Source organism: Bacillus cereus (assembly GCF_007678085.1).
Classification (GTDB): domain Bacteria; phylum Bacillota; class Bacilli; order Bacillales; family Bacillaceae_G; genus Bacillus_A; species Bacillus_A cereus_BE.
Genome location: NZ_VEDW01000001.1, coordinates 614,267 through 638,712 on the forward strand (window position 1 = coordinate 614,267; position 24,446 = coordinate 638,712).

Sequence of the window (24,446 nt, forward strand, 5' to 3'; positions counted from 1 at the left end):
AGATCACAGCTCCTTATTTCACAGTTTCTACTTCATACATCGCTTTTAATGACTTCGTTTCTAGCGCTTGTCCCCATGCTTCCGTATATGTACTACGAGCTGTTTGGAAACGTTCATTTAACGTACTAACCATATTTGTATCTTGTAGTATTTCCTTTATATGATCGAAGCCTAAACGTTCTGTCCAGTAGGCAGTACGCTCTCCGTAAATACCAGTTTCACGATAATATTGCATGTAAGCTGTAGCGATGCGAAGGACATCATCTTCAGTAGGGACAATCATGACAAAATCAGCTTCGCGTACTTCCGTACCACCATTTCCGCCAATATAAAGTTGGTATCCATTTTCGACACAAACAACGCCAAAATCTTTCGTTAATACTTCCGCACAGTTACGTGGACAGCCCGTTACACCCATCTTCATTTTATGTGGTGTATCTACCATTTCTAATGATTGTTCTAGTAACATACCAAGTCCTAATGAATCTTTCGTACCAAAACGGCAGAAGCGAGAACCAACACATGATTTTACATTACGAAGCGATTTTGAATACGCATATCCCGAAGTCATATGTAAGTCAGCCCATACGTTAGGTAAATCTTGTTTCTTAACGCCATATAAGCCGATTCGGCTCGCACCTGTAATTTTCACAAGTGGAACATCATATTTCTTCGCAACTTCAGCAATTTTCATTAAATCATCTGCTGTTGTAACACCACCGTACATACGTGGAATAACAGAGAATGTACCATCGTGCTGGATGTTACCGTTCATTCTTTCATTAACGAAACGGGATGATTTATCATCTTCATATTCTTCTGGAATGGCCATACGTAAATAGTAGTTTAAAGCAGGGCGACATTTTGAACAGCCATCTTCATGTGCAAAATCAAGAACATTTCGTACTTCTTTTGGCGATTTTAAACCTTTTTCATGAATGGCAGCTACGACTTCATCACGTGATAAAGTTGTACATCCGCACATACCAGCAGACTGCGCAGAAGCATCAAAAGCATCTCCGAGTGTATGAGATAAAACTTGCTCCACAAGCGGACGACATTTACCACAAGATCCTGCGGCTTTCGTGCATCCTTTTACTTCTTCAAAAGTAGTTAGCTCTTGTTCTAAAATAGCGTGAACGATTGTACCTTTCGTAACACCATTACATCCACAAATCGTGTCATCCGCACTCATTGTAGCAACATCGAGTTCACTTTCTTCACCAGCTTTGTGAAGAAGGGAAGCGGCTGTATATTCTTGTATGTCTTCTTCTTTCTTTAACATGCTAAAGAGGCGTGTACCATCAGCTGTATCACCATATAAAACGATACCGACAACTTTATTATCACGAATTAATACTTTTTTATAGGAACGTTTACATTCATCAAAGATTGAAATTGCTTTCGTCTGATCATCTTCATAAATTTGGCCAGCAGAGAATAAATCACAACCAGCAACTTTTAATTGCGTACCGACGATACTGCCCGTATATCCACCAGTTTGTAAATTCGTTATATGTTTCGCTAATATTGCGCCTTGTTCATAAAGAGGAGCAACAAGTCCATATGCGATACCATCATGTTCTGCACATTCGCCAACTGCATAAATAGATTCATCATTTGTTAGCATATAGTCATTGACTACAATGCCTCGATTAACAATTAGACCGGCATCACTTGCTATTTTCGTATTCGGGCGTATTCCGACAGCCATTACGATTAAATCACAATCTATAACTTCACCATCTTCAAATTGAATGCCCTCAACATGATCTGTACCAAGAATTTTTACAGTTTTCTTTTCCATTAGAAACTTCATGCCTTGTGCTTCTAAATCTTCACGCAATAGGGAAGCTGCTTTCGTATCTAGTTGTTGCTCCATTAAGCTAGGCATTAAATGAACAACATGTACGTCCATTCCTAAATCAATCAGACCTCTTGCGGCTTCTAAACCAAGTAACCCACCACCAATAACAACGGCCTTTTTCTTTTCTTTAGCGGCATCAATCATAAATTGTGTATCTTCAATTGTTCGAAATCCTGTAACACCAGGAAGGGTGGAACCTGCAACAGGTAAAATAAAAGCACTAGAACCTGTTGCAATAATGAGCTTGTCATATGTAAGAGTACGATTTTTTTCAGTAATAATAATTTTTTCTTCTCGGTTAATACTTTGAACCTTTTCATTCGTATACAAAGTTATTTCGTTTTCTTCATACCAACTGTATTCATTCATAATGATATCTTGCATATTTGTTTTGCCTTGTAAAACATGAGAGAGCATAATGCGGTTGTAGTTTGGATGCGGTTCATCTCCAAAAATAGTAATCTCATAGGAATCACTATCATGTTTTAATATTTCTTCCATACAACGTATGCCAGCCATACCATTTCCGATCATAACTAAACGTTTCTTCATTTTCGTTTCCCCTTTTTATGTGAAATGTTGAACAAAGGATTATATTTTTATTATAGAAAATCATAAAAGGGGGAGATGTGATATTTATCACATTTTTATAATGATTCACAAATTGTTAAAATTCGGATTTGTGTGAGGGGGATGTGGATATTTTTCGCAAAATGAAAAAGCAGGACATAAGTATTTACACTCATGTCCTGCACTTGATTTATGCTCTCGTAATGGCACGTGGAAATAAAATATTATTTTCTAAATGAATATGCTCAAATAAATCAGACTCTAGCGCTTCAAGGCGTTGATACACAAGTCGATAAGTGCCGCAAGCTCCTTCTGGAGGAGTAAAGTCATTTGTCACTTTACGAAGATCTTTTATAATATTTCCGGCATGATTGTGTTCATTTTCTAGTTCATCTACTACTTTACGTAACTTTGCATAGTTTTCATCGGTTGGATTTTGTTCAAATTCTAAAATTAATGGGAAATCTTCTGTTTCTTCTTTAATTAAATGCTGTTCTAATTCCATTTTAAGTTCATGAAATAGCTTATGAATTTGAGCTAAATGAGGCTGATTTACTCCATGAACACGTAATACTTTCGTCACATATGGACTTAACTGAGGTAACTCTTCATTTAAATAACGATGATGCTTATTAATTACATAATCAATCAATTCACGATAAGAAGCATTTTTCCAATCAATTTCAGATTCATTTAATCGTTTCGTATTATGATAAAGCGTATTTAACTTTGTAATTACTTCATCCGCCGATAAATTTCTTTCATGAATTGCATCAATAAGTGGCTTATTACCGCCACAACAAAAATCTATTCTATATGACTTAAAAAGGTCACTAGCTTTCGGAAATTGTGTAACAATCTCACCAACAATTGAAGTTTCAATAAATGTATGTTCCATATGAATGCCTCCATAAAGTTTAAATGTAATATCTAAATTAAGAATAGCGATAAATGAAAAACAATGTGGTGATTGAAATCACTTTTTATGTGTCTGATTTGAGAATAATAAAATGAGTTTTATAAAAGGAAGAGGGAGCGGAGATAATTAGTCGCAATACTATGTAATAAAAAAGAAGCTTACTAGAAGCTTCTTTTTTATTACTATTTTTCACATGCAACTCCATCGCCATCACGATCAAGTTTAGAGCTATAACCTGGTTGGTCTCTATATAATGGAGCTTTTCCAGCATTTTTAACTTCAGTACAATTTTTGTAAGTTACATTACTATTGCTACTTGCAGCTGGTTGTGTTTGAGCTTGCTGTGCTTTTTTCTGTTCCTCTTGTTGTTTACGAACTTGTTCATCAGCCTGGCGTTTTTGTTCTTCTTGTTGTTTGCGGGCTTGTTCATCAGCTAGACGTTTTTGTTCTTCTTGTTGTTTACGAGCTTGTTCATCAGCTAGACGTTTTTGCTCTTCTTGTTGTTTACGAGCTTGCTCTTCGGCTTGACGTTTTTCATCTTCTTGTTTACGAGCTTGTTCCTCGGCTTGACGTTTCTCATCTTCTTGCTTTTGAGTTTTTTCGTCTGCTTCTTTCTTTTCTAGTTCTTTTTTCTTCTCGCTTTCTTTTTGTTCAGCATTGTTAGAAGCAACTTTTTTACTAGTGGCTGCCGTCTTTTCAGAAGAAGGAGTTGAAATACTTAATAATGCAATAAAAATGACAAATAAAATAGCAGTGATTATAAATTGTTTTTTTGCTACACCTGTCTTTTTAATTACAGATAAGATTGCTAGAACAAGGAAGAAAACAAATAAAACAAAACTTAAAATAGAAAAGAATTCAACAATTGGGTTATTAGAAGTTTCAGCACTAGTTATTATTAATACAATCGAAATCATAAAAAGAATAACGGCAGGACGACCATATTGTTTTGCTTTTCCATTTTTCTTAAAGAATGAAATGATACATAAAATTAAAAGAATAAAAGCAATGAAAAATAAAGCTGTACCAATATTACTCAAAATCGCCATTTTTATACCTCCATTTGTAAGATTTTCACTATTGATTATATAGGAACTTATTGGATATTACACGATTTATATAAATTTAGAAAATTAGTATTTTTAATAGACTTATAAACATTTATTTTGCATATAAGGAAAAATAGATATATTTCCTATTACATTTTTAAAGAGAATTCATAAAGTATAATATATCGATAGAGAGGAGGGGGTTTAAATGGAATTTCAATTATTGGTAACTTGTATATTACAAGAAGGTAATGCTTTCTTTTTAGTAACGAAAGTAGACGATGTTATTACGTTAAAAGTACCGATTACTGCGGGAGTAGCAGGTTTATTCTTAGCTTTAGGTGTACCAAGATGTTCTTAATTTAAATTTCTAGAGTAGAAGAGAAGGGATATACCCTTCTCTTCTACTCTTACATAATATGATTATGTAAACTGAAATATTGTTTTTGTAATAGCACGTTTAAAATGGACATGCATATACTATAATGTTTCATTGGCTGTTAGTGATGAAAGGTAGTTTTCACACGTGCATGTATTGATGGTTATTTAGTTATGAAAATTAAAGAGGTGCTATTATATATGAAAAGAAGAACATTTGATATTCCAGTTACATTGCGAAGAGAGTGGTTTTTAATAGAATTAGCCCATTTAACGAAAAAATATGGAATTGAAATTGCAACTAGCAAAATGGAAGCTGCACCGTTTTTAAGAGATCAAGTTACGGAATCAAAAATTGGGTCTGGGCTCCAATACGATAAATATGATGATGAGTATATCATTGATTTATAAGAAAGAAGCTGCGTATAAAAGGTTATGGTATCGACCTTTTATACGCAGCTTTTTTAGTTAGAAATATGTTGAGAAATTTTTAATGAGTTTAATAGGAAAAGGAATGAATACATGTTGAGAGAATAACGTTTCATAAGAAAGGGCAGTTACTATTTTTTCATCTATAAAATAAGTAAGAAGTCACTAGAGTAAAAATAGTGCTTCCTTTCAAAAAAAGGGGGAATGTTAATGAGGATTTTGAAAAGGTGTATGTTATTACTTCTCGCATGTTTTATTATGACTCCGATGGCTGTTAGTACGAAGGTAGAGGCGGAGGAAGTAAAAGAAATTAAAACAGGATTTCCAGATGAAGAAGTATTTACACCTGGAGAATGGTTTTTAGGTCAAAAACCTGCAAATTATGATGAGAATAAACCTCCAATTCTTTTTGTGCAAGGAAGGAATGGGAATGCTGATAGTTGGTATGGAAAGACAGTGTATCACGATATAAATGATATGTATGATTATGCTTTGAAAGCAGGCTATCAAACAGTATTTATACAATTATATGATGCTGCTGGAAAAGGATCAGCTAGTCAGTGGGACAACGGAAAATTGCTAGCACAAAAATTAGAAGAAATATATAATCATTTCGGTAAAAAAGTTAATATTGTAGCGCATAGTAAGGGCGGTATCGATACACAAGCTGCATTAGTAGGGTATGGTGCAAATCGATTTGTCGGAAATGTAATTACACTTGCGACGCCACATCATGGATCAAACTTAGCGGATTTATCATATAGTTGGTGGGCAGGATGGCTTGCTTCTATATTAGGTCAAAAAGATGATGGTACGTACTCATTACAAATGGGTGAAATGGCAAAATTTCGTTCAACGATTGATAATAATCCAGCAGCTAAATTAAACCGTTACTATACGGCTACTGGGACTAGCTGGGGACCAGTATTTTCTGCTTTATCTATGGGCGGGTTATATTTGTCATCATACGGTTCAAATGATGGACTAGTAAATGAGTGGAGTGCTAAGTTACCGTATGGAACGCATTTATTTACAGATTCCAAATTTGATCATGATAATATACGAAAAGGATCTGCTGTTTTCGCGCGAATTGAACCATATTTACGTACATCAAATGTAGCCGTACCAGCTTTAGTAGCATCTAGCACTAGTTCAAATGGAAATATAGAACAATTAAATACAACTTCAAATCAAAACATATTAGGAGGAGAATTGCCACAAAATCAGTGGATAGAGCAAACCGTTACAGTTGATAAAAAGGCAGAAGGTATCGTTTCTATATTAACTGCTTCTTCTGATGTAGAAGTACAAATGATATCACCAAAAGGAAAAGTATATACAAATAACGATAGTGTTATAACTACTGGTGAAGGTGAATCTTTCTTTGGTGGTGCGACAATTAGAACATTTAAATTTGATAAAATGGATGTAGGAGAATGGAAAGTGAAAATGATGGCGAAGCAGTCGAAAGATGCATATTTAGTTGTAAGCGATTACAAGAGTGACGCACCATTTGTTCTCCAAATGCCTACAAAAGTTAAAGTGAATAAATCTGAGTATAAACTGAAAAAATCACCTGTGGCACCTGAAATGAAAGGGGATCTTTCTATAACAGTAAGAGTCGTGAATAAAGAAGGGAAACTATTCTCTGAATACAATGAATTACAAAATGTTAATAACAATACATTTACTGGTGCTTTGAAGGACATAAAGCAACCAGGAGTATATAACGTTACGATGGATATAAAAGGGATGAATAAAGAAGGGCAACCATATAATCGTACAATTGTTAAGTCGGTTTATGTGGAGAAGTAAGAAAGAATGAGAAGTTTTTAATATAAAAATTACCGAACTTTTGTAGAAGAGTTCGGTAATTTTTTCATGTCTATTAGGTTAACAGAAAAGTATAATGGGAAACAAAAGAACATTATTCAATAAAAAAAGATGCTGAAAAAGCATCTAAATGTGAAGAAGATTATTAACTTATTTTTATAACTGTTAATTCAACTGCATTGATACCATTATCACAAGTTACAATACTTTGACGATTAAAACCACTATTATTTTTCAGTTGAAGAGTGGAATTAGCTGTCACTGTAACAATCGTTTCGCCTGCTAGTTGAAGACATTCGTTATTTGATGAAGTATTCATTTGAAAAGCGAAATCACCTTGACTATTAGCAAGTGGATTATTATTTAAAAATATAGTCATGACTGGAATATGTGGAAATACAGGATTTAAAGTAGTGTTAATAGTTGAAATGAAAGAAACTCTATAATCACCGGCTTGACTAAATTGTATAGTAGTAGGATTTAGTAAGGAAACTCCTCCTGCTATAGGGCCAACGTGATTAAATGGAAAAGGATCTCCAAAAGGAACAGTTATAAACTCTGTTTGCCAAAAAGTACCGTATGCCGGACAGCTTTTTTTATGTGAATGGTCGCATGAACATTTTTTATATGGAGTAGAAGAGGAGTTGCATGAACATTTTTTATTGGAGTTTGAAGAATGATAGTATGAACCCAATATATTCCCCCCTATTAAGAATGAAGTGTATACTCATAGTATTTTATGCTTGTCTTATATAAAAGGTGATAGATTTGGAGTATAAAGTGCTAATACGATGAAATATAGTAATAATAGTAGTTGTAACAATTTTTGAAGAAGAAAAGGTTAATGATTTGGTAAAAATATCAGTGGAATACCATGAAATGTTAAAGTATAGCGGGAATGCTTATTTTAATTTCACATGTAGAAGTAAAACTGTTATCCTCAGTTGCAATGTTGTGAGTTTTTAAGAGTTTGTATATTAGAGTTTATAGTTGTTTCCCTTTATTTACGTAGTAGAGCAGGAAGAAGACGAAAAGTATCGAATGAATGTACATATGTAGCATTGTTTGCTTTTGGTGTGAATAGTAGTTAAAGATACGTTGAAATATTTTATACCGTAACAAAAGAGCGATTAAATAATAGAGGGAGCAACTTACATGGAAAATATATTAAAGGTATCTTCAAAATCAAAACCAAATTCAGTGGCAGGTGCAATTGCAGGTGTACTAAGAACAAGTGGAAATGTAGAAATTCAAGCGATTGGGGCAGGTTCTTTAAATCAAGCAATTAAAGCAATTGCGATTGCAAGAGGATTTGTCGCTCCAAGTGGTATTGACTTAGCTTTTGTTCCGGCATTTCAAGAGGTTACTATTAATGATCAAGAAAGAACGGCGATTAAATTAATTATAGGTCCTAGAAGGAAAAGGTAATTGCAGTAATTCAGTATTGAAATGATATTTAACATAACAAACAAAAAGTGTCACAAATGCTTATAAACCAGGCATTTGTGACACTTTTTTTATTTTATTTAAAATGAAATGAATTACCCTAAAACTGCTCATTCTTCTCCCAAGATTCTACGATTTAGGCTTATAAACCTTAATATATCAAGGTTTATAAGCTTTATTTTTTATCGATGCTCACATTTTGCTCACATTAGAATTTTTTCGCTTTTTATTTAATATTTTCATAAGGTTTTATTACATTCTCAAAATTTTCTGCGGCTTGTTGCTGCATGTTTTGTGTGATATGGCTATATTTATCTAAAGTCATTTGAATAAGAAGAGTGTCCTAAGCGATCCTGTACAATTTTAGGATGCTCACCAGCTTGGAGCATAAGTGTTGCATGTGTGTGCCGTAAGTCGTGAATACGAATTCGTGGAACACCAGCTTTTTTGTAGTGAGCCTTTAAAAAACGATGAGGAGCATCTATATGTGAGGGAGAATGTATCGTATTGCCGCTAAAAATAAAGGCTTGTTCATTCAAGTTTATACCCCAGCGGAAAAACTCTTTCTTTTTATAAAGATAGTAGGAGTGTAACTCTGTTACAACAAAGGAAGAGATACTAATGCTTCTATTAGAAGATTTAGTTTTAGTAGCAGCTTTAAATAGTCCTTCTTCCGTTTTTATAAGTGATTTATTAACTAAGATACGTTTATTATCAAAGTCAATATCCTTCCATGTTAGTGCGAGTAACTCTCCACGTCTCATACCTGTATAGATCGCGAGTAAAAAGAACACATAGTACTTTTTATTTTTTTCTTTTAAATAGTGAAGGAATCGATTACATTCCTCACTGGACCATGTTTTCATCTCACCTTGCTCTTCACGTGGTTTTTTAACCTTATTCATTATATTATCATGTATGATTTCCCATTCTATAGCGTGTTTGAAAATGCACCTTAGGCAGCGATGGATATTGCTGATTGTACCATTTGATAGTCCCTTTCCCTTAAGTTCAGCATAGTAGCTTTGAATCATTACGGGCTTAATATTTTTATAACTAAATGGGGGAAGGATATAGAGCCTAACTAAGCTCATGTCTTTTTCAAAAGATGTAATTTTCAACTCAGCTTTACGAAGAGGTTTTAACTTTTCCCATACATCTAAAACAGTTAATTGTTTATCATCAAAATAGATCCCTTTTTCTATCTCTGTAATTTCTTCTATTGTAGGTAAACGTGTTGTATCTAAAGTTAACAATCTACGTTTCTATGATGCTCCATCTTGGCAGGATAAAGATGTTGCTGGGTCTGTAGATGTAGGTTTAGGATTTACGATTGATGCGAAAGTAAGTGTCAATGGTTCATCACAATATAAAGTACACAATAGCAAAGGGAAAACATACTATGTAACAACAAATGAAGCTTATGTATATGTAAAGTAATATGAAAAGCCGGTCCCTATTAAAGGAGCCGGCCTTATTTACTTTCGTATTTTAAACTGTTGTTATTCCCCACATACTAAATTCATAATGATACTCTGTTCTTTCAACACATAATCCGAATTCTAAATCGTCACCAACTAATACAAAGTCGCCATTTCCATTTAGAAATCCTGATTCGATTGATAAATTTTCTAGGTTATCAAACACTTCGTTGATATTCAGTTTAATTGCCTCAAGGTCATATTCCGTAAAGAAAAATAATCTTCCTTGGTTAACCGGGAAATCAATATTTTTAACGGTTTCCTTCAACAGTTCTATTGATAGAGTGATATTTTGTTCATAATTTGAATCACCAAATATTTTTTTGTCCGAAACCTTTTCTAACTTACTAAATAATTCTTTACAAAATAAATCATTTGATTCTGCGTCCATAAATGATTCTTTAGAAATAGTAACAAGATTAGAAAGTTCATTTATAAGTCCTTTTCTTCGATTGTTCCTTTTAAGAATCTCCATGCGATTTTTATCTAGAGTACTCAAAATTTTTAACTCCTTTAATCACTTATTTTTTACCTGACTTGTTGTATCCCTCGAGATTTTCAGGATAATGTCCTTTAAGTTGATCATATCTTCCTTTTTCTAGTGGATTTCCTTTTTTATCAGTTGCAAGGTGGAAATGAGGACCCCTACCCATTTTATCTTCCCGGTGCTCAATGATAAATCTTTTTTGGCCCTTAAAATTAGTATATTCCTCTACCAATCTATTTTCACTTGTTCCATCAAACACATGAATAGGTTTTTGGTGTGGAGTGGAGTTAGGAATTCCAGCGTCCCGTCTTGCCTTTCGATATGCACCGTTACGAGTTAATAATTTGTCTTGTCTCTCCAGGTGAGCTTTATAATTTTCAGTGGCCTTAGCAGCTTTAGCGGCCTCAGCGCTTTCAACAGCCTTAGCTGTCATCTTAACACCTTTACCAACTTTAGCGAGTTTTCCGACTGGTGTAAGGCCAGCTACAGCCATGACACCTGCCCCAGCACGTTCCCACCACGAAAGTTTTTCGCCAGTAGATGGATCAATACCATCCCAAACACGACGAACATCATATTCACCACTTATTTCACCAGCAATATCTCTAGCTAATTTTTTACCATCAAAGCCATTCTCTTCAGAAGAAGGTTTACCACACATTGCACCTTCTTCTATTGTAACATCTTGATTATCTGTGTTACGGAATTTTTCAGCGATTCGTTTCAAATCTTCTTCTACTTGTACAAGTGAATTGATAGATGTAAAAGCTTTTGGTCGCGCATCATTGAACATTTGAATGAACTGTTGATTAGAGGCACCAATCCATTGAAAACACAAATGATCAATTTCATTACATAAATTATTATGTATAGATTCTAATGCGATTCTGGTATTATTTGCACGATTAGCAACCTCTTCTAGCATTTCAGGTGTTACTTTGATTTGAACCATTTCTTTCCTCCCTTTCCCCAATTAAAATTATGAGATAAAAAGAAAAAAAAGTAAATACAGAAACTTTAGATTAGTATAATAATATTATGTAATATAAAATCTGCTTAATTGTAAATATGGACTATGTATATGTTAAATGTTTTCTTACAAAAGAATAGTTTTATGAATAAAAATTGTTACCTGATTCTATATGTAGATAAGTATATCTTAATTTGTATATTTATAGATGTTAGTGTAAATATACACCGTTTCTTATTTATCTATGAGCATTATCTGTAGAACGAATAGATTAATTTGAAAAAATCCCCTTTTGCACCTATATGCAGAAGGGGATTTTTATTTTTATGAAATTTAAAATTTACTTTTAGATAATGCTTTAAGTACGGGTTTTACAATTAAGCCTATTAAACGAAATCCTTTGAATATAGAGCGTACAACCTTCATAATATACCCTCCCCAAAAATGGTGATTCTATTTATTCATTTTACTTAAAGATTTATCCATTTGGCGTTTATTTGCTTGTGTAGCACTACTTGTCGCATTTTCTACACCGCGGTAGTTGTATTTAGAGTTTTGCCAGAAGTCGAAAGCGAAATCTTTTAATGGCTTTTCTGATGCGTTTCTATCAACAACTTGTGATTTGGAAATATTTGTTAACATGTACTCGTGGTTAGAGATATCTTTAATATAATTTTTATCTTTATATTCTTTAATGATGGCATCACCAAACTGTTTTACTTCATCTTTAGATGCTTTGTAAGCATGAGCATATTTACTTACTTCATCAAACTTTTCATTTGGATTTTTATTACTTGATGCAACTTCTTTAATTTTTTCTTCCCATTTAGCTGTTGCTGTAACAGTTTCCTTTGGTTTTTCTTTTGATTTTGGGTCGTCATTGGCTATATCAATAATCATTATGACAACAAGGATTGCAAAAATCGTAATAATACCTAGACAACCGAATTTGAAAAATTTCTTCATAAATTGTTCCCACCTATTAAATGTTAATAACTGTATCATTATATCAAAAATCAAGGATTTTCGTATTATGTATATTATCTAAATAAGAACGAGCTGAATAGAAATCCAACTCGTTTTGCCCCCTGTATTATCAGTGATGCCCCACCTTTGCCCCGCTTTATAGAAAAAGATAGAAAATGATTAGAACAGCTAAGAGGTTAAAACGTTGATATAACGAGTTATTTGCAATGATAAAAGAACAAAGAAAACGGGTGTATCTATTTATAGGACGCGCTTCATCCAGTCGAGGTAGATTGTTTATGGGAAATGAAAGTAAATGAAGAGAGTGGTGTGCATGTAGAGGTGAATTTTAGATTAAATAAAAACAGCCACATTACCAACCATGAAACAGCCACAAAACAGCCACGAATTAATAACAAGTAGTGATATCACAGAAAAATGTTATCAGATAAAAGGGCATTTTATGTGACGTGTGAAATGAAATGACACCATATAATATGAAGGTATATTTTCCGCACGCAAGTTCAACAATGGGAACGGTAATAGCTATTTATCAAAATGATTATAATTCAAGATTTATCGTAGAAATTTATGTTAAAAGAATTGTTTTAAATTAGAATTCAAGCTAATACAGTTTAAATAAAAGGTTATTATTTGCTCACATTTTGCTCACAAATAATATAAAAATATGTGAAAAAATATGAAATACCCTTTTGAAGTAGAATACAATATAACAAATAAAAAGAGTCACAAATGCTTGTATAACAGGCACTTGTGACTCTTTTATAGTTTTATTTAATAAAAAATAAACAACCCTAAAACTGCTCATTCTTCTCCCAAGATTCCACAATATAATGTGCAATCGTCGGGTTGAATCCTTTCCCAACTAAAAACATAATCGCAGCAACTTCTGTTAAAGCGTGTTTGTGTGATGTATGTTTTGCTTCATTTAATCCGTAATCTACCCAAGGTTTTACGAAATCTAATACAGGTTTCTTTAAAGGTAAAAACTGTGTACCGACAACTTGCTGGATTTGTTGTTGTGTTGGTTCTGTAATTGGTCCAGGCGGTAAGATTTGAGGCTGTGTGATATCAAATGTTGGTCCTGGTGGTAAGATTTGCGGTTGTGTTATATCAAGTGTTGGGCCAGGTGGTAAAATTTGTGGTTGCGTAGGATCAAGTGTTGGTGGTTTAGGCGGTGAAACACGCGCGTCATAGTTTGGTTGATACATTTGCGGCTGATATTTTGGTTGCTGCGGCTGATTTGCGTATGGATTTTGTTGATATTGCTCTTGATTTTGTGGTGCTACATATGGATTTTGCTGATATTGTTGTTCTTGATTTTGCGGTGATGCATATGGGTTTTGAGGATATTCATAATTTGGACGTGTGTCGTATGAGTTTTGTTGATAATTAGTTTCTTGGTTTTGTGGTGTTGCGTATGGATTTTGTTGATATTGTTGTTCTTGATATTGTTGTTCTTGATTTTGTGGTACTGCATATGGGTTTTGAGGATATTCATAATTTGGACGTGTGTCGTATGAGTTTTGTTGGTAATTAGCTTCTTGGTTTTGCTCGAATTGTTGTTCTTGTTCCTCATATTGTTCTTCATACCGTTGTTCCTGTTGCTGAGGGTAAAATGGTTGTTGTGGATAAGGCGGTTGATTGTTATAGAACATATTTATTCCTCCTTCATGATAATGCTTACCACTCAGTGTATGGGCGGACAAGAAAATATGTGATGAAAAAATGCGGGCGTGTTACAATAAGTAACTGGGTGAAGATAAAATGACAAAACAAGAAAAGATTCAAAAAACAATTACTTTTGTAAAACATATTTTAGAAAAAGATGCGAGTGGGCATGATTGGTATCATATTGAACGCGTACATAAACTGGCGATTTCTTTATCCGAGCAAGAAGGGGGAAATCGTTTTATAATTGAAATGGCTGCATTACTTCACGATGTGGCAGATGAGAAGTTAAATGAAAGTGAAGAAGCAGGAATGAAAAAAGTTTCTGATTGGTTAGAAGGATTACATGTGGAAGAAGAGGAAAGTAAACATGTTCTTCATATCATTGCCAATATGTCTTATAAAGGTGGTCATGGCGGTAAAGTGGAGTCACTTGAAGGGAAGCTTGTTCAAGACGCGGATCGCTTAGACGCACTTGGAGCAATTGGAATAGCTCGCACATTTGCGTATGGTGGAGCGAAAGGGAGATTAATGTATGATCCCACTATTCCTCCGCGTGAAGTGATGACGAAAGATGAATATAGAAAAAATAACGATCCATCTTTAAATCATTTTTATGAAAAACTTTTGAAATTAAAAGACTTAATGAACACGAACGCAGCAAAACAAGAGGCTGAAGTTCGTCATCGTTATATGGAACAGTTTATTGAACAATTTATGAAAGAGTGGAATGCACAAATATGAAAATGTTAACTGTGGAAAACTTATCGAAATCATACGGAGAAAAACCGTTATTTGATGGATTATCATGTAGTATTACAGAAGGACAACGTGTCGGGATTATTGGTGTAAACGGTACTGGTAAATCGACATTATTAAAAATTATTGCAGGGTTAGAAACTCCTGATACAGGTGATATGACGCATTCACGTGGGTATACAATTAGTTATTTATCACAGCAACCAGAGTTTGATGAAAAACTAACAGTATTAGAGCAAGTGTTCCATGGTGATACACCGTTAATTCGTCTTCTTCGTGATTATGAACAATCGTTATTAAATATCGAAAAAGATCCAAGTAATGAAAAAGTACAGGAACAATTATTTGCAGTGCAGCAACGTATGGATGCGATGAGTGCATGGGAAGCAAATGCGAATGCAAAATCGTTATTAACGAAATTAGGAATTACTGATTTTACAGCAACTGTTGGAAATTTATCTGGTGGACAGAAAAAACGTATCGCGATGGCGCAATGTTTTATTGAAACACCGGATCTATTAATTTTAGATGAGCCTACGAACCATCTTGACCATGAGACAGTGGAATGGTTAGAGGAATATTTAGCACGATATAATGGTGCCGTATTACTTGTAACCCATGATCGTTATTTCTTAGATCGTGTGACGAATCGTATTTTCGAATTAGATAATGGAAAACTGTATAGTTATGAAGGGAATTACAGTACATTTTTAGAAGCGAAAGCACTTCGTGAAGAACAAGAAATTGCGCAAGAATCAAAACGTCAAAACTTATATCGCCGTGAACTAGCATGGATCCGCCGCGGTGCAAAAGCTCGTTCGACAAAGCAAAAAGCACGTATTCAACGATTTGATGAGTTAAAAGGTCAAGAAGGACCAGCTGCAAAACAGTCCGTTGATATTGCGCTTAGCGGGAGTCGCCTTGGCAAAAAAGTACTTGAGTTAAAAGATGTAACGAAAAAATTCGGTGATAAAACGGTATTACACAACTTTAATCATATTGTGAAACCAGGAGATCGTATCGGAATCATTGGAGCGAATGGAAGCGGAAAATCTTCTCTTTTAAATATGCTTGCAGGTAAGTTAGCTCCTGATAGTGGTGAAGTTGAAGTAGGACAAACTGTAAAAGTTGCTTATTATACGCAAGAAAATGAAGAGATGAATTTAAATCAGCGTATGATTGAATACATTAAAGAGATTGCAGAAGTTATTCATACGACAGATGGAAAAGTAATTGGTGCATCTCAAATGCTAGAGCGTTTCTTATTCCCGACGCATTCACATGGTACACCGCTTGGAAAACTATCTGGTGGTGAAAGAAGACGTTTATTTTTATTACGTATTTTAATGGGAGAACCAAACGTACTATTACTTGATGAACCTACGAATGATCTAGATACACAAACATTAACAGTACTGGAAGATTATTTAGAAGATTTCCCAGGTGTCGTTTTAACTGTATCGCATGACCGTTACTTCTTAGATAAAGTAGTAGATGAATTGTTCATCTTTAGTGGCGGAGGCGAAGTGCGTGAATTCCTAGGTAGTTATACGGACTTTTTAGAAATGGAAAAGACGAAAGAACTTATTGAGAAGGCGGAAGTTCAAAAAGAGAAAAAAGTGGTAGAAGAAGCGCCGAAACAACAACGTAAACGTAAACTTTCATACAATGAGCAGCGTGAATGGGAAACAATTGAAGATACAATTGCCGAACTAGAAGAGAAAATTGAGTCAATTGGAGAAGAACTTGCGAAAGTTGGATCTGATTTCACAAAGGCACAAGAATTATCTGAAGCACAGCAGAAAACAGAAGAAGAGCTAGAAAAAACGATGGAAAGATGGAGTGAACTATCAGACATCGTTGAAGGATTAAAATAAAAACAAGCTGCATATATTGAAAAGTAAAGAGAAAAACTTTACACTATTGGTAGAACCTATTTTAGGAGGGAAAAAATGAGAACATCTAATCCAATGTTGAAAAAAGAGGCATTCCGTAAAGAGGGAGCAAGCGCTTCTGCGATGACGATTGGCGGAACAGTAGGCAAAACGTTTATTATGCTTATCTTGCTACTTGCAACGTCTGTCTATTCATACATACAGATGATAGAGGGTACGATGAAAATGCCAGTATTAATTGGTGCTTTAATCGTTGCGGCAATAATCGCATTTGCGTCTATGTTCTTCCCGCGTATTTCACCTTTTGGTGCGCCAATCTATGCGGCGGTAGAAGGGGTTGTATTAGGTAGTATTTCAGCTGTTTATACAATGAAGTTTGGCGATTCTATCGTTTTAAATGCTGTATTACTAACAATCTCAATTCTATTTGCAATGTTAGTGTTATATGCAACACGCGTAGTAAAAGTAACGGATAAATTCCGTACAGGCGTGATGGCAGCGACACTTGGAATTATGGTTATGTATTTAGTCGTATTTCTACTAAATATGTTTGGTGTAACGGTTCCATACATTCACCAAGGCGGTACAATCGGTATTATTATTAGTGCAGTTGTTATCGTAGTCGCTGCATTAAACTTATTACTAGATTTCGATTTAATCGAAAATGGTGTACGTAGTCAAGCTCCGAAATATATGGAGTGGTACACTGCGATGGGACTAATGCTTACATTAGTTTGGTTATACTTAGAAATTCTTCGTTTCGTTTCTTACTTTACGAAAAATGACTAATAAAAAAATCCTGCATGAAAAATGCAGGATTTTTTTATTTTCAAAGATAAATTGAGAATGTAGTATTATTGGATGCTGCTAATTTGAACTGAAGGGGATGGAAATTGATGAAAGAGAAGAAAGGAATTATGAAAAAACTATTTTCTAAAAGTTTTTTCATAGAACTAGATGATGCTTTAACGTATCCATCAGCAGAAGTTATTACTTCAGCAATAAAAAGATATGCGGCTGAGTGTAATGAAAGACTAAAATTCGAGAGTAAAGTTAATCCGATTACTTTTTACTTAGAAAATGTAATATACCGCGTTGAAATAAAGATGGCTCGCGGAGGATATTACATATCCTGCAGTGAAGTATAAATTTTGAAACCTTACATGTTTAAAATATGTAAGGTTTCTTTTTTGTTTTTATAAGATATAAAATAATATTTTTCACTTTAAAATATATTATTTTACGCTTTTTACCCTTCAAACATTTTTCTTTACAATGAAGAAAAATATGTGAGGTGGTATAACTTATGATGAATCGAGTTGTATTAATCGGTAGATTGACAAAGGAGCCAGAATTATACTACACAAAGCAAGGCGTCGCGTATGCACGAGTATGTGTTGCGGTGAATAGAGGTTTTCGAAATAGTTTAGGTGAGCAGCAAGTAGATTTTATTAATTGCGTCGTATGGAGAAGGTCAGCTGAGAATGTAACGGAATATTGTACGAAAGGTTCACTTGTTGGAATTACTGGACGTATTCATACGAGGAATTACGAGGATGATCAAGGAAAGAGAATATATGTAACGGAAGTTGTGATTGAGAGTATTACATTTTTGGAGAAAAGGCGAGAGGGTGCATCATAATAAGAAAGGACTTGAGGAAATTAAAGTATGATGGTGGAAAGAAATCAGCAAAATAAAGCATCCGAGTAGGAGTATAGAGTGGTAACATGTTACAATACAGCTAAGAACATGCAATAAAGGAGAGTTTTTTACGTGAAGATTAAAGCAATTGAACCGACGCCAAGTCCAAATACAATGAAAGTTATTTTGAATGAAGTATTACCATCAGGAGCGCGTAATAATTATACAAATGAAAATAAAGAACAAGCACCAATGCAAGTGCAAGAAATTTTGAAAATTGAAGGCATTAAAGGTGTATATCATGTAGCCGACTTTTTAGCAGTAGAGCGAAATGCAAAGTTTGATTGGAAAGTTTTATTACAACAAGTTCGTGCTGTTTTCGGTGAAGAAGTAGTGGAAGAAAATGAAGAACAACAACTTGCTCATTTTGGGGAAGTGAAAGTGTTTGTTCAAATGTTCTTTACAATTCCAATGCAAGTGAAATTAACAGATGGAACATCGGAAGAACGTGTTGGTTTACCAGATCGTTTTAAAGAATCAATTATGAAAGTACAAATGTCTGCACCAAACGTTGTGAAAGAGCGCAAATGGGTGGAACAAAGTACACGTTACGGTAATTTTGAAGAAATCGGGAAAGAAGTAGTAGAAGAGATTGTTGCTGCTTATTCAGAAGAACGTGTAAATGAAACAGTTAAAGAATTATTAAACCAAGCAGGTGCTGTTGAAGTAACGATTCAAAAGCGTGAGCCATATAAAGTAACAGAAGAGATGATGAAAGATGCTGACTGGAAAAATCGCTTTGCAGCATTAGAACAAATGGACCCTACGGAAGAAGATATTCCAGTATTGAAGATGGCGTTAGATGATGAAAAAGTTTCAATTCGCCGTTTAGCAACAGCGTATTTAGGTATGGTAAAAGGTGATGGAGTATTACCGTTATTATATAAAGCGTTATTAGATCGTTCAGTAAGTGTTCGCCGTACAGCTGGCGATTGCTTATCAGACGTAGGTGATCCAGCAGCAATGTTCGTTATGATTAAATCTCTGAAAGATTCAAGTAAATTAGTACGCTGGCGTGCAGCGATGTTCTTATTTGAACTTGGAGATGAAAGTGCGATTCCTGCATTAAAAGCAGCACAAGATGATCCAGAGTTTGAAGTAGCGATGCAAGCGCGTCTAGCATTAGAGCGTATTGAAGGCGGAGAAGAAGCAAAAGGCTCTGTATGGAAACAAATGACGGAGTCTCGTAAAGGGGAGTAATGTATGATTGTTTTCTATGATAGTTGGTGTCCGATGTGTACGGCGGTTGCAGAACGTACGAAAAAGTTAGATAAAAAGGGTAAGATAAAATTTGTTTCATTTCGAGATGAAGATGTAGTTGAGAAGTATGAACTCTCTCAAGAACTACAAAGTAAGATGGAACAAAGATTGTATATTTTAAAAAATAATAAGTGGTATGACGGAATTCATAGCATACATGTATTAGCAAAGGCCGTTCCATCTTACTGGTTTGCCGTGCCTGTTATAAAGTTATCTATCGTACTTGGATTTGGAAGTAAAGTATACGATTATATCGCTAACAATAGAAAACTCGTCCCAGTTGGACATTGCCGTGAAGGGGTATGTGAAATCCCTACAAAAAAATGAAATCATCGTAATCTTTCTTTTGCACCTAGTAATAGAGCGTGATATGATGAATTTGGAATGAAAGTTGAAGGAGAGATTACAAGATGTCAAATGCTTATGAAGAATACATGCGCCAAATGGTAATCCCAATGCGTCAAGAATTAGTGCGTTCTGGGTTTGAAGAGTTAACTACAGAAGAAGCTGTAACTGAATTTATGGAAAACACGGCAGGTACAACTTTAGTAGTTGTAAACTCAGTTTGTGGTTGTGCAGCTGGTTTAGCACGTCCATCAGCAGGTCAAGCAGTTGTTCGTGCTGAAAAACAACCTGATCATCTTGTAACTGTATTCGCAGGCCAAGATAAAGATGCTACTGCAAAAATGCGTGAATACTTCGGAGAAATTCCTCCATCTTCACCATCTATGGCATTGTTAAAAGGAAAAGAAGTTGTTCACTTCATTCACCGTCATGAAATTGAAGGTGCAACTATGGACGAAATTATTACGAACTTAGAACAAGCTTTCGAAAAGAATTGCTAAAGAAGGGGGAGAGTAAATCTCCCTCTTTTCTTTATATAGAGGTGAAAAAATGATTGTAACAACAGCAGGAAGAACAAACAAAGAAATGATAGATTACGCAAACAAGGTAGCGGCAGAATTAAATCGTTCTTTCGTTAAACGTAATGACATACCGGTACATAAACTACATGAGCAGTATGAACAAGATGTACTTGTTGTAGGGAAAAACCGATTAGCTATTTATCCCAAAGGAACGGAAGAGTCGTTTTTCTTTCATCCAAACTCGGCGATGTTTCGTGTGAAAAGGTTAATGCGCGGAGAACACGATCCGTTTGTACAAGCCACGCAATTAGAGAGCGGAATGACAGTATTAGATTGTACGCTCGGTATGGCATCAGATAGTATTGTAGCTAGTTATATTGTTGGTGAAAGCGGAAAAGTAACGGGACTTGAAGGCAATGAATATATGGCTTATATTATGGGAAATGGTTTGAAAACATGGTCTTCATCTGTTTCTGAAATCGATGAAGCAATGCAACGAATCGATGTGAAGCAAACGGAGCATTTCGCATTTTTAAAACAATGTGAAGATAATAGTTATGATGTCGTTTACCTTGATCCAATGTTTGAAGAAACCGTTATAGAATCAGATGGAATAAAAGGATTAAAACACTTCGCTTTGTATCATGATATTACTGACGAAACAATTACGGAAGCGAAGCGTGTGGCGAGAAAGCGTGTCGTTCTGAAAGATCATTTCCGTAGTTCTAGATATGAAAAACATAATTTTCATGTATACAAAAGAAAAAGTGCTAAGTTTCACTTCGGTGTAATTGACCCTTGCTAATTGTTTGAAAAGATGTATAATAAGCAATAATTAATTAAATATACTGTCGGTGATGAAGAGAGTAGTCTTTTTTAGAAGGAAAGCGAGCTAGGGATGGTGTGAGCCTAGTGCGGAAGAAAAAGATGAAGCGCACTTCGGAGATGCTTCTTGAACGAATAGTAGAGAAAGCCGAGGTCCCCTGTCCTCGTTATAAACGGGAAAGTGGTTCGTAATGAACAACAAGGGTGGTACCACGGGTTTAAACTCGTCTCTTTTTAGAGACGAGTTTTTTGTGTTTTAAAAAACAAGGAGGTTGTAGTATGGAGTATAAAAAGCAATTTGCAGAAAGTTTATCCAATATTTTTACAAATGAATTAACGCAAAATCAAATTTTAGATTTAATCGAAACACCAAAACAAGATGAATTCGGTGATGCAGCATTTCCATGTTTTTCACTTGCGAAGCAATATAAAAAATCACCAGCTCTAATCGCAAAGGAAGTTGCGGAGAAATTAGATAATCCGTTCTTTACGAAAGTAGAGGCCGTCGGTCCTTATGTAAATGTATTTTTTAACCGTGAAACTGTAAGTGATGCGGTATTAAAAACGGTTTTAGCGAAGAAAGAAGAGTACGGTCAAAATCACTTTGGATGTGAAAAGACTGTAGTTATCGATTATTCTTCTCCTAATATCGCGAAACCTTTTTCAATGGGGCATTTACGTTCTACAATGATTGGAAATTCACTGAAACATATTGCTGAAAAATGCGGCTATGAAGTTGTAGGAATTAATTATATTGGGGATTGGGGAACACAGTTTGGAAAGTTAATTACCGCCTATAAAAAATGGGGAAATGAAGCAGTAGTTAAAGAGGATCCAATCCGTGAACTATTTAAGTTATATGTTCAATTCCATGAAGAGGTAAAAGACGACGAAGAACTAGAAGAAGAAGGGCGTGCTTGGTTTAAGAAATTAGAAGAAGGCGATGAAGAAGCAGTTGAGCTTTGGAATTGGTTCCGTCACGAATCCTTAAAAGAATTTTCTCGAATTTATGAACTTCTCGGTGTTGAATTTACTAATTTTCAAGGAGAAGCTTTTTATAATAATTTAATGGAAGATTTTATTGGGATTTTAGAGGAGCATGATTTGCTTGAAGAGTCAGAAGGCGCGTTAGTCGTTAATTTAGAAGAAGACGGAATGCCGCCTTGCTTAATTAGAAAATCCGATGGTGCGACGATATACGCAACACGTGACTTAACAGCAGCTGTATATCGTCAAAACACATATGCATTTGATAAAGCGTTATATGTAGTAGGCCCAGAACAAAGTTTACACTTCAATCAATTTTTCACTGTATTAAAAAAACTTGGCTACAATTGGGTTGATGGCATGGAACATGTACCGTTTGGATTCATTTTAAAAGACGGTAAGAAAATGTCGACACGTAAAGGAAGAGTTATTTTACTTGAAGAAGTACTTGAGGAAGCAATTGACCTGGCAAAACAAAATATTGAAGAGAAAAATCCAAACTTAAAACAAAAAGAAGAAGTAGCGAAGCAAGTCGGCGCTGGTGCAGTTATCTTCCACGATTTAAAAAATGAGCGTATGCATAATATTGAATTCTCATTAGAAAATATGCTGAAATTTGAAGGTGAAACAGGACCTTACGTACAGTACACACATGCACGTGCTTGCTCTATTTTACGAAAAGAAAGTGTAGAATTTGAAACGTGTACGTTTGCATTAAAAGATGATCATAGCTGGAGCGTCGTAAAATTACTGAATAAATTCCCACAAGTAATTGAAGCAGCCTTCACCAAAAATGAGCCATCAATCATTTCAAAATACGTATTAGATGTAGCACAATCGTTCAATAAATATTACGGAAATGTTCGTATATTGGAAGAGAGCGAAGAGAAAGACAGCAGACTGGCATTAGTGTATGCTGTGACGGTTGTATTAAAAGAGGGATTACGTTTACTTGGGGTGGATGCTCCTGAAGAGATGTAAAACAAATAGGTATATGTATCATAGTAGATATGTATGCCTATTTATTTTTATAGAAAATGTGAAAGGAGAAGTTAAATTTTATTAAATCTAAACTTTTCTAGAATTGTTTCAAGTGTAGGAATGTCCGTATTAAATGGAGAATTGTAATGTCATATATATAAAGGAGGCGTTAAACTTGGAAAGGTGCGATTGGAACAGTAAAATAACATATTTAAAAAACACGAGAGATTTATATTACAATGAAGATTATGTAAGCTTTTTAGTAAATACAGTTTGGAAGATTTCTAAGCCAGTACATATCGTTGATTATGGTTGTGGATATGGTTATTTAGGCTTAGTATTAATGCCTTTACTTCCAGAAGGGTCAAAGTATACAGGCATTGATAGTGGAGAAACATTATTAGCCGAAGCGAGAGAGTTGTTTCGTTTACTTCCGTATGAGTCAGAATTTCTAGAGGGAGATGCTACAGAAATTGAATTGAATGATACATACGATATAGCAATTTGTCATGCTTTCTTATTACATATGAGTTCACCAAAAACGATGCTACAAAAAATGATGCATTCAGTTAAAAGTGGTGGAAAAATAATCTGTTTTGAACCACACTGGATATCAAATATGTCATCATACTCTTTATATGGAGAGAAACAATCGGAAATTATTAGGCTAGGAGCTTTGCAGCAGTTATTTGAAAGTGACATGCAGAGAAGCGGGAAAGATGGAAATATTGGCATGAAAATACCGATGTTATTAAGTGAACTAGGTGTGAAAAATATTCAATGTAGAGTAAGTGATAAAGTAAACTTTTTAGATTCTAATATGCATCATATTGGTAAAGAAAAGTTGTATCATTCATTAAAAGAAGAGGGGATTGCAGGAGATCCAGGTGATAAACAGCAATTTATAGAACGTTTAAAGGCTAGAGGATTAACATATGATGATGCGCTAGCTCAATATGGGGCTGAACTCAAATTTTTTAAAACATTTCAGCTACATTCTTCATTAGTATATGCTCCGAATATGAAAATTACATTTGGTGACATAGAATGTTGAAAGGTAGTGATTTATTGAGGATTGTAACTT

General features: G+C 34.7%; 23 protein-coding genes, 2 pseudogenes and 1 other annotated feature. Of the genes and pseudogenes, 16 read left to right on the top strand and 9 right to left on the bottom strand.

Annotated elements, in window-relative coordinates; genetic code table 11:
* Positions 1–13 precede the first annotated feature (13 nt).
* From nirB to FS742_RS03135, 3 genes are all read right to left on the bottom strand, one after another.
* On the bottom strand, positions 14–2,419 hold the full coding sequence (nirB, locus tag FS742_RS03125) for an NADPH-nitrite reductase large subunit (protein ID WP_144611164.1): 2,406 nt from the start codon (positions 2,417–2,419) through the stop codon (positions 14–16).
* A 208-nt stretch (positions 2,420–2,627) separates the two neighbouring features.
* Positions 2,628–3,335, bottom strand: coding sequence for an iron-sulfur cluster repair di-iron protein (gene ric, locus FS742_RS03130; protein WP_144611165.1), 708 nt, complete (start codon positions 3,333–3,335; stop codon positions 2,628–2,630).
* 203 nt (positions 3,336–3,538) lie between these two features.
* Positions 3,539–4,405: an excalibur calcium-binding domain-containing protein gene (locus FS742_RS03135; protein WP_144611166.1), complete on the bottom strand. Its 867-nt coding sequence runs from the start codon at positions 4,403–4,405 to the stop codon at positions 3,539–3,541.
* 208 nt (positions 4,406–4,613) lie between these two features.
* Here FS742_RS03135 and exsG point away from each other — a divergent pair, with 208 nt between their 5' ends.
* The 3 genes from exsG to FS742_RS03150 all read left to right on the top strand — a co-directional run bounded on the left by exsG (position 4,614) and on the right by FS742_RS03150 (position 7,027).
* Positions 4,614–4,766, top strand: a complete 153-nt coding sequence (gene exsG / locus FS742_RS03140) for an exosporium protein ExsG (protein ID WP_000395678.1) — start codon at positions 4,614–4,616, stop codon at positions 4,764–4,766.
* Between the two features lie 218 nt (positions 4,767–4,984).
* Positions 4,985–5,194 carry a hypothetical protein gene (locus FS742_RS03145; RefSeq protein ID WP_046959276.1) on the top strand — a complete coding sequence of 70 codons (210 nt, stop codon included), beginning with the start codon at positions 4,985–4,987 and terminating at the stop codon, positions 5,192–5,194.
* A 249-nt stretch (positions 5,195–5,443) separates the two neighbouring features.
* Complete coding sequence (locus tag FS742_RS03150) at positions 5,444–7,027, top strand: esterase/lipase family protein (protein WP_395940391.1); 1,584 nt, start codon at positions 5,444–5,446, stop codon at positions 7,025–7,027.
* A gap of 163 nt (positions 7,028–7,190) precedes the next feature.
* On the opposite strand, the gene FS742_RS03155 is transcribed toward FS742_RS03150, so the two are convergent.
* Positions 7,191–7,739, bottom strand: a complete 549-nt coding sequence (locus FS742_RS03155) for a preprotein translocase (protein WP_144611168.1) — start codon at positions 7,737–7,739, stop codon at positions 7,191–7,193.
* 461 nt (positions 7,740–8,200) lie between these two features.
* Here FS742_RS03155 and spoVS point away from each other — a divergent pair, with 461 nt between their 5' ends.
* Positions 8,201–8,473 (top strand): stage V sporulation protein SpoVS, encoded by a 273-nt coding sequence (gene spoVS, locus FS742_RS03160; RefSeq protein ID WP_088096245.1) that lies wholly within the window; start codon positions 8,201–8,203, stop codon positions 8,471–8,473.
* Positions 8,474–8,717: 244 nt separating this feature from the next.
* Here the strand turns inward: spoVS and FS742_RS03165 are convergent.
* Positions 8,718–9,705 (bottom strand): annotated as a pseudogene (locus FS742_RS03165) (tyrosine-type recombinase/integrase); the annotation flags it as partial.
* On the opposite strand from FS742_RS03165, the pseudogene FS742_RS03170 reads away from it, so the two are divergent.
* Positions 9,698–9,931 (top strand): annotated as a pseudogene (locus tag FS742_RS03170) (N-acetylmuramoyl-L-alanine amidase); the annotation flags it as partial. The pseudogenes FS742_RS03165 and FS742_RS03170 overlap by 8 nt on opposite strands.
* Positions 9,932–9,982: 51 nt before the next feature.
* Here the strand turns inward: FS742_RS03170 and FS742_RS03175 are convergent.
* The 4 genes from FS742_RS03175 to FS742_RS03190 all read right to left on the bottom strand — a co-directional run bounded on the left by FS742_RS03175 (position 9,983) and on the right by FS742_RS03190 (position 14,074).
* On the bottom strand, positions 9,983–10,471 hold the full coding sequence (locus FS742_RS03175; protein ID WP_137035228.1) for a YxiF family protein: 489 nt from the start codon (positions 10,469–10,471) through the stop codon (positions 9,983–9,985).
* Between the two features lie 22 nt (positions 10,472–10,493).
* On the bottom strand, positions 10,494–11,411 hold the full coding sequence (locus FS742_RS03180; RefSeq protein WP_144611169.1) for a WXG100 family type VII secretion target: 918 nt from the start codon (positions 11,409–11,411) through the stop codon (positions 10,494–10,496).
* 471 nt (positions 11,412–11,882) lie between these two features.
* Positions 11,883–12,395 carry a hypothetical protein gene (locus FS742_RS03185; RefSeq protein WP_144611170.1) on the bottom strand — a complete coding sequence of 171 codons (513 nt, stop codon included), beginning with the start codon at positions 12,393–12,395 and terminating at the stop codon, positions 11,883–11,885.
* Between the two features lie 815 nt (positions 12,396–13,210).
* Positions 13,211–14,074 carry a hypothetical protein gene (locus FS742_RS03190; RefSeq protein ID WP_144611171.1) on the bottom strand — a complete coding sequence of 288 codons (864 nt, stop codon included), beginning with the start codon at positions 14,072–14,074 and terminating at the stop codon, positions 13,211–13,213.
* 109 nt (positions 14,075–14,183) lie between these two features.
* Between FS742_RS03190 and FS742_RS03195 the strand changes: the two genes are divergently transcribed.
* The 11 genes from FS742_RS03195 (at position 14,184) to FS742_RS03245 (ending at position 24,416) form a co-directional block, all read left to right on the top strand.
* On the top strand, positions 14,184–14,831 hold the full coding sequence (locus FS742_RS03195) for an HD domain-containing protein (protein ID WP_144611172.1): 648 nt from the start codon (positions 14,184–14,186) through the stop codon (positions 14,829–14,831).
* Entirely contained in the window at positions 14,828–16,723 is a 1,896-nt protein-coding gene (locus FS742_RS03200) for an ABC-F family ATP-binding cassette domain-containing protein (RefSeq protein WP_098586101.1), read from the top strand. The genes FS742_RS03195 and FS742_RS03200 overlap by 4 nt, the downstream gene beginning before the upstream one ends.
* 75 nt (positions 16,724–16,798) lie before the next feature.
* Positions 16,799–17,530: a Bax inhibitor-1/YccA family protein gene (locus tag FS742_RS03205; RefSeq protein ID WP_001260642.1), complete on the top strand. Its 732-nt coding sequence runs from the start codon at positions 16,799–16,801 to the stop codon at positions 17,528–17,530.
* Between the two features lie 104 nt (positions 17,531–17,634).
* On the top strand, positions 17,635–17,889 hold the full coding sequence (locus FS742_RS03210; protein ID WP_144611173.1) for a DUF4318 domain-containing protein: 255 nt from the start codon (positions 17,635–17,637) through the stop codon (positions 17,887–17,889).
* Positions 17,890–18,047: 158 nt separating this feature from the next.
* Positions 18,048–18,383 carry a single-stranded DNA-binding protein gene (locus FS742_RS03215; RefSeq protein WP_144611174.1) on the top strand — a complete coding sequence of 112 codons (336 nt, stop codon included), beginning with the start codon at positions 18,048–18,050 and terminating at the stop codon, positions 18,381–18,383.
* 132 nt (positions 18,384–18,515) lie between these two features.
* A complete protein-coding gene (locus FS742_RS03220; protein ID WP_144611175.1) occupies positions 18,516–19,643 on the top strand; it encodes a conserved virulence factor C family protein in 1,128 nt (375 codons plus the stop codon).
* Between the two features lie 3 nt (positions 19,644–19,646).
* Complete coding sequence (locus tag FS742_RS03225; RefSeq protein WP_144611176.1) at positions 19,647–20,030, top strand: thiol-disulfide oxidoreductase DCC family protein; 384 nt, start codon at positions 19,647–19,649, stop codon at positions 20,028–20,030.
* An 83-nt stretch (positions 20,031–20,113) separates the two neighbouring features.
* Complete coding sequence (locus tag FS742_RS03230) at positions 20,114–20,548, top strand: BrxA/BrxB family bacilliredoxin (protein WP_000063705.1); 435 nt, start codon at positions 20,114–20,116, stop codon at positions 20,546–20,548.
* A 49-nt stretch (positions 20,549–20,597) separates the two neighbouring features.
* Positions 20,598–21,374: a class I SAM-dependent methyltransferase gene (locus FS742_RS03235; protein WP_144611177.1), complete on the top strand. Its 777-nt coding sequence runs from the start codon at positions 20,598–20,600 to the stop codon at positions 21,372–21,374.
* 40 nt (positions 21,375–21,414) lie between these two features.
* Positions 21,415–21,629: a binding site (T-box leader), on the top strand.
* 44 nt (positions 21,630–21,673) lie between these two features.
* Entirely contained in the window at positions 21,674–23,362 is a 1,689-nt protein-coding gene (gene argS, locus FS742_RS03240) for an arginine--tRNA ligase (protein ID WP_144611178.1), read from the top strand.
* Between the two features lie 175 nt (positions 23,363–23,537).
* Positions 23,538–24,416, top strand: coding sequence for a class I SAM-dependent methyltransferase (locus tag FS742_RS03245; protein ID WP_144611179.1), 879 nt, complete (start codon positions 23,538–23,540; stop codon positions 24,414–24,416).
* Positions 24,417–24,446 lie beyond the last annotated feature (30 nt).

What these genes read in the sequence shown, in the direction of transcription:
- nirB (WP_144611164.1), bottom strand. Translation starts at nt 2,419, where the DNA reads ATGAAGAAACGTTTAGTTATGATCGGAAATGGTATGGCTGGCATACGT.
- ric (WP_144611165.1), bottom strand. Translation starts at nt 3,335, where the DNA reads ATGGAACATACATTTATTGAAACTTCAATTGTTGGTGAGATTGTTACA.
- FS742_RS03135 (WP_144611166.1), bottom strand. Translation starts at nt 4,405, where the DNA reads ATGGCGATTTTGAGTAATATTGGTACAGCTTTATTTTTCATTGCTTTT.
- exsG (WP_000395678.1), top strand. Translation starts at nt 4,614, where the DNA reads ATGGAATTTCAATTATTGGTAACTTGTATATTACAAGAAGGTAATGCT.
- FS742_RS03145 (WP_046959276.1), top strand. Translation starts at nt 4,985, where the DNA reads ATGAAAAGAAGAACATTTGATATTCCAGTTACATTGCGAAGAGAGTGG.
- FS742_RS03150 (WP_395940391.1), top strand. Translation starts at nt 5,444, where the DNA reads ATGTTATTACTTCTCGCATGTTTTATTATGACTCCGATGGCTGTTAGT.
- spoVS (WP_088096245.1), top strand. Translation starts at nt 8,201, where the DNA reads ATGGAAAATATATTAAAGGTATCTTCAAAATCAAAACCAAATTCAGTG.
- FS742_RS03180 (WP_144611169.1), bottom strand. Translation starts at nt 11,411, where the DNA reads ATGGTTCAAATCAAAGTAACACCTGAAATGCTAGAAGAGGTTGCTAAT.
- FS742_RS03185 (WP_144611170.1), bottom strand. Translation starts at nt 12,395, where the DNA reads ATGAAGAAATTTTTCAAATTCGGTTGTCTAGGTATTATTACGATTTTT.
- FS742_RS03190 (WP_144611171.1), bottom strand. Translation starts at nt 14,074, where the DNA reads ATGTTCTATAACAATCAACCGCCTTATCCACAACAACCATTTTACCCT.
- FS742_RS03195 (WP_144611172.1), top strand. Translation starts at nt 14,184, where the DNA reads ATGACAAAACAAGAAAAGATTCAAAAAACAATTACTTTTGTAAAACAT.
- FS742_RS03200 (WP_098586101.1), top strand. Translation starts at nt 14,828, where the DNA reads ATGAAAATGTTAACTGTGGAAAACTTATCGAAATCATACGGAGAAAAA.
- FS742_RS03205 (WP_001260642.1), top strand. Translation starts at nt 16,799, where the DNA reads ATGAGAACATCTAATCCAATGTTGAAAAAAGAGGCATTCCGTAAAGAG.
- FS742_RS03215 (WP_144611174.1), top strand. Translation starts at nt 18,048, where the DNA reads ATGATGAATCGAGTTGTATTAATCGGTAGATTGACAAAGGAGCCAGAA.
- FS742_RS03225 (WP_144611176.1), top strand. Translation starts at nt 19,647, where the DNA reads ATGATTGTTTTCTATGATAGTTGGTGTCCGATGTGTACGGCGGTTGCA.
- FS742_RS03230 (WP_000063705.1), top strand. Translation starts at nt 20,114, where the DNA reads ATGTCAAATGCTTATGAAGAATACATGCGCCAAATGGTAATCCCAATG.
- FS742_RS03235 (WP_144611177.1), top strand. Translation starts at nt 20,598, where the DNA reads ATGATTGTAACAACAGCAGGAAGAACAAACAAAGAAATGATAGATTAC.
- argS (WP_144611178.1), top strand. Translation starts at nt 21,674, where the DNA reads ATGGAGTATAAAAAGCAATTTGCAGAAAGTTTATCCAATATTTTTACA.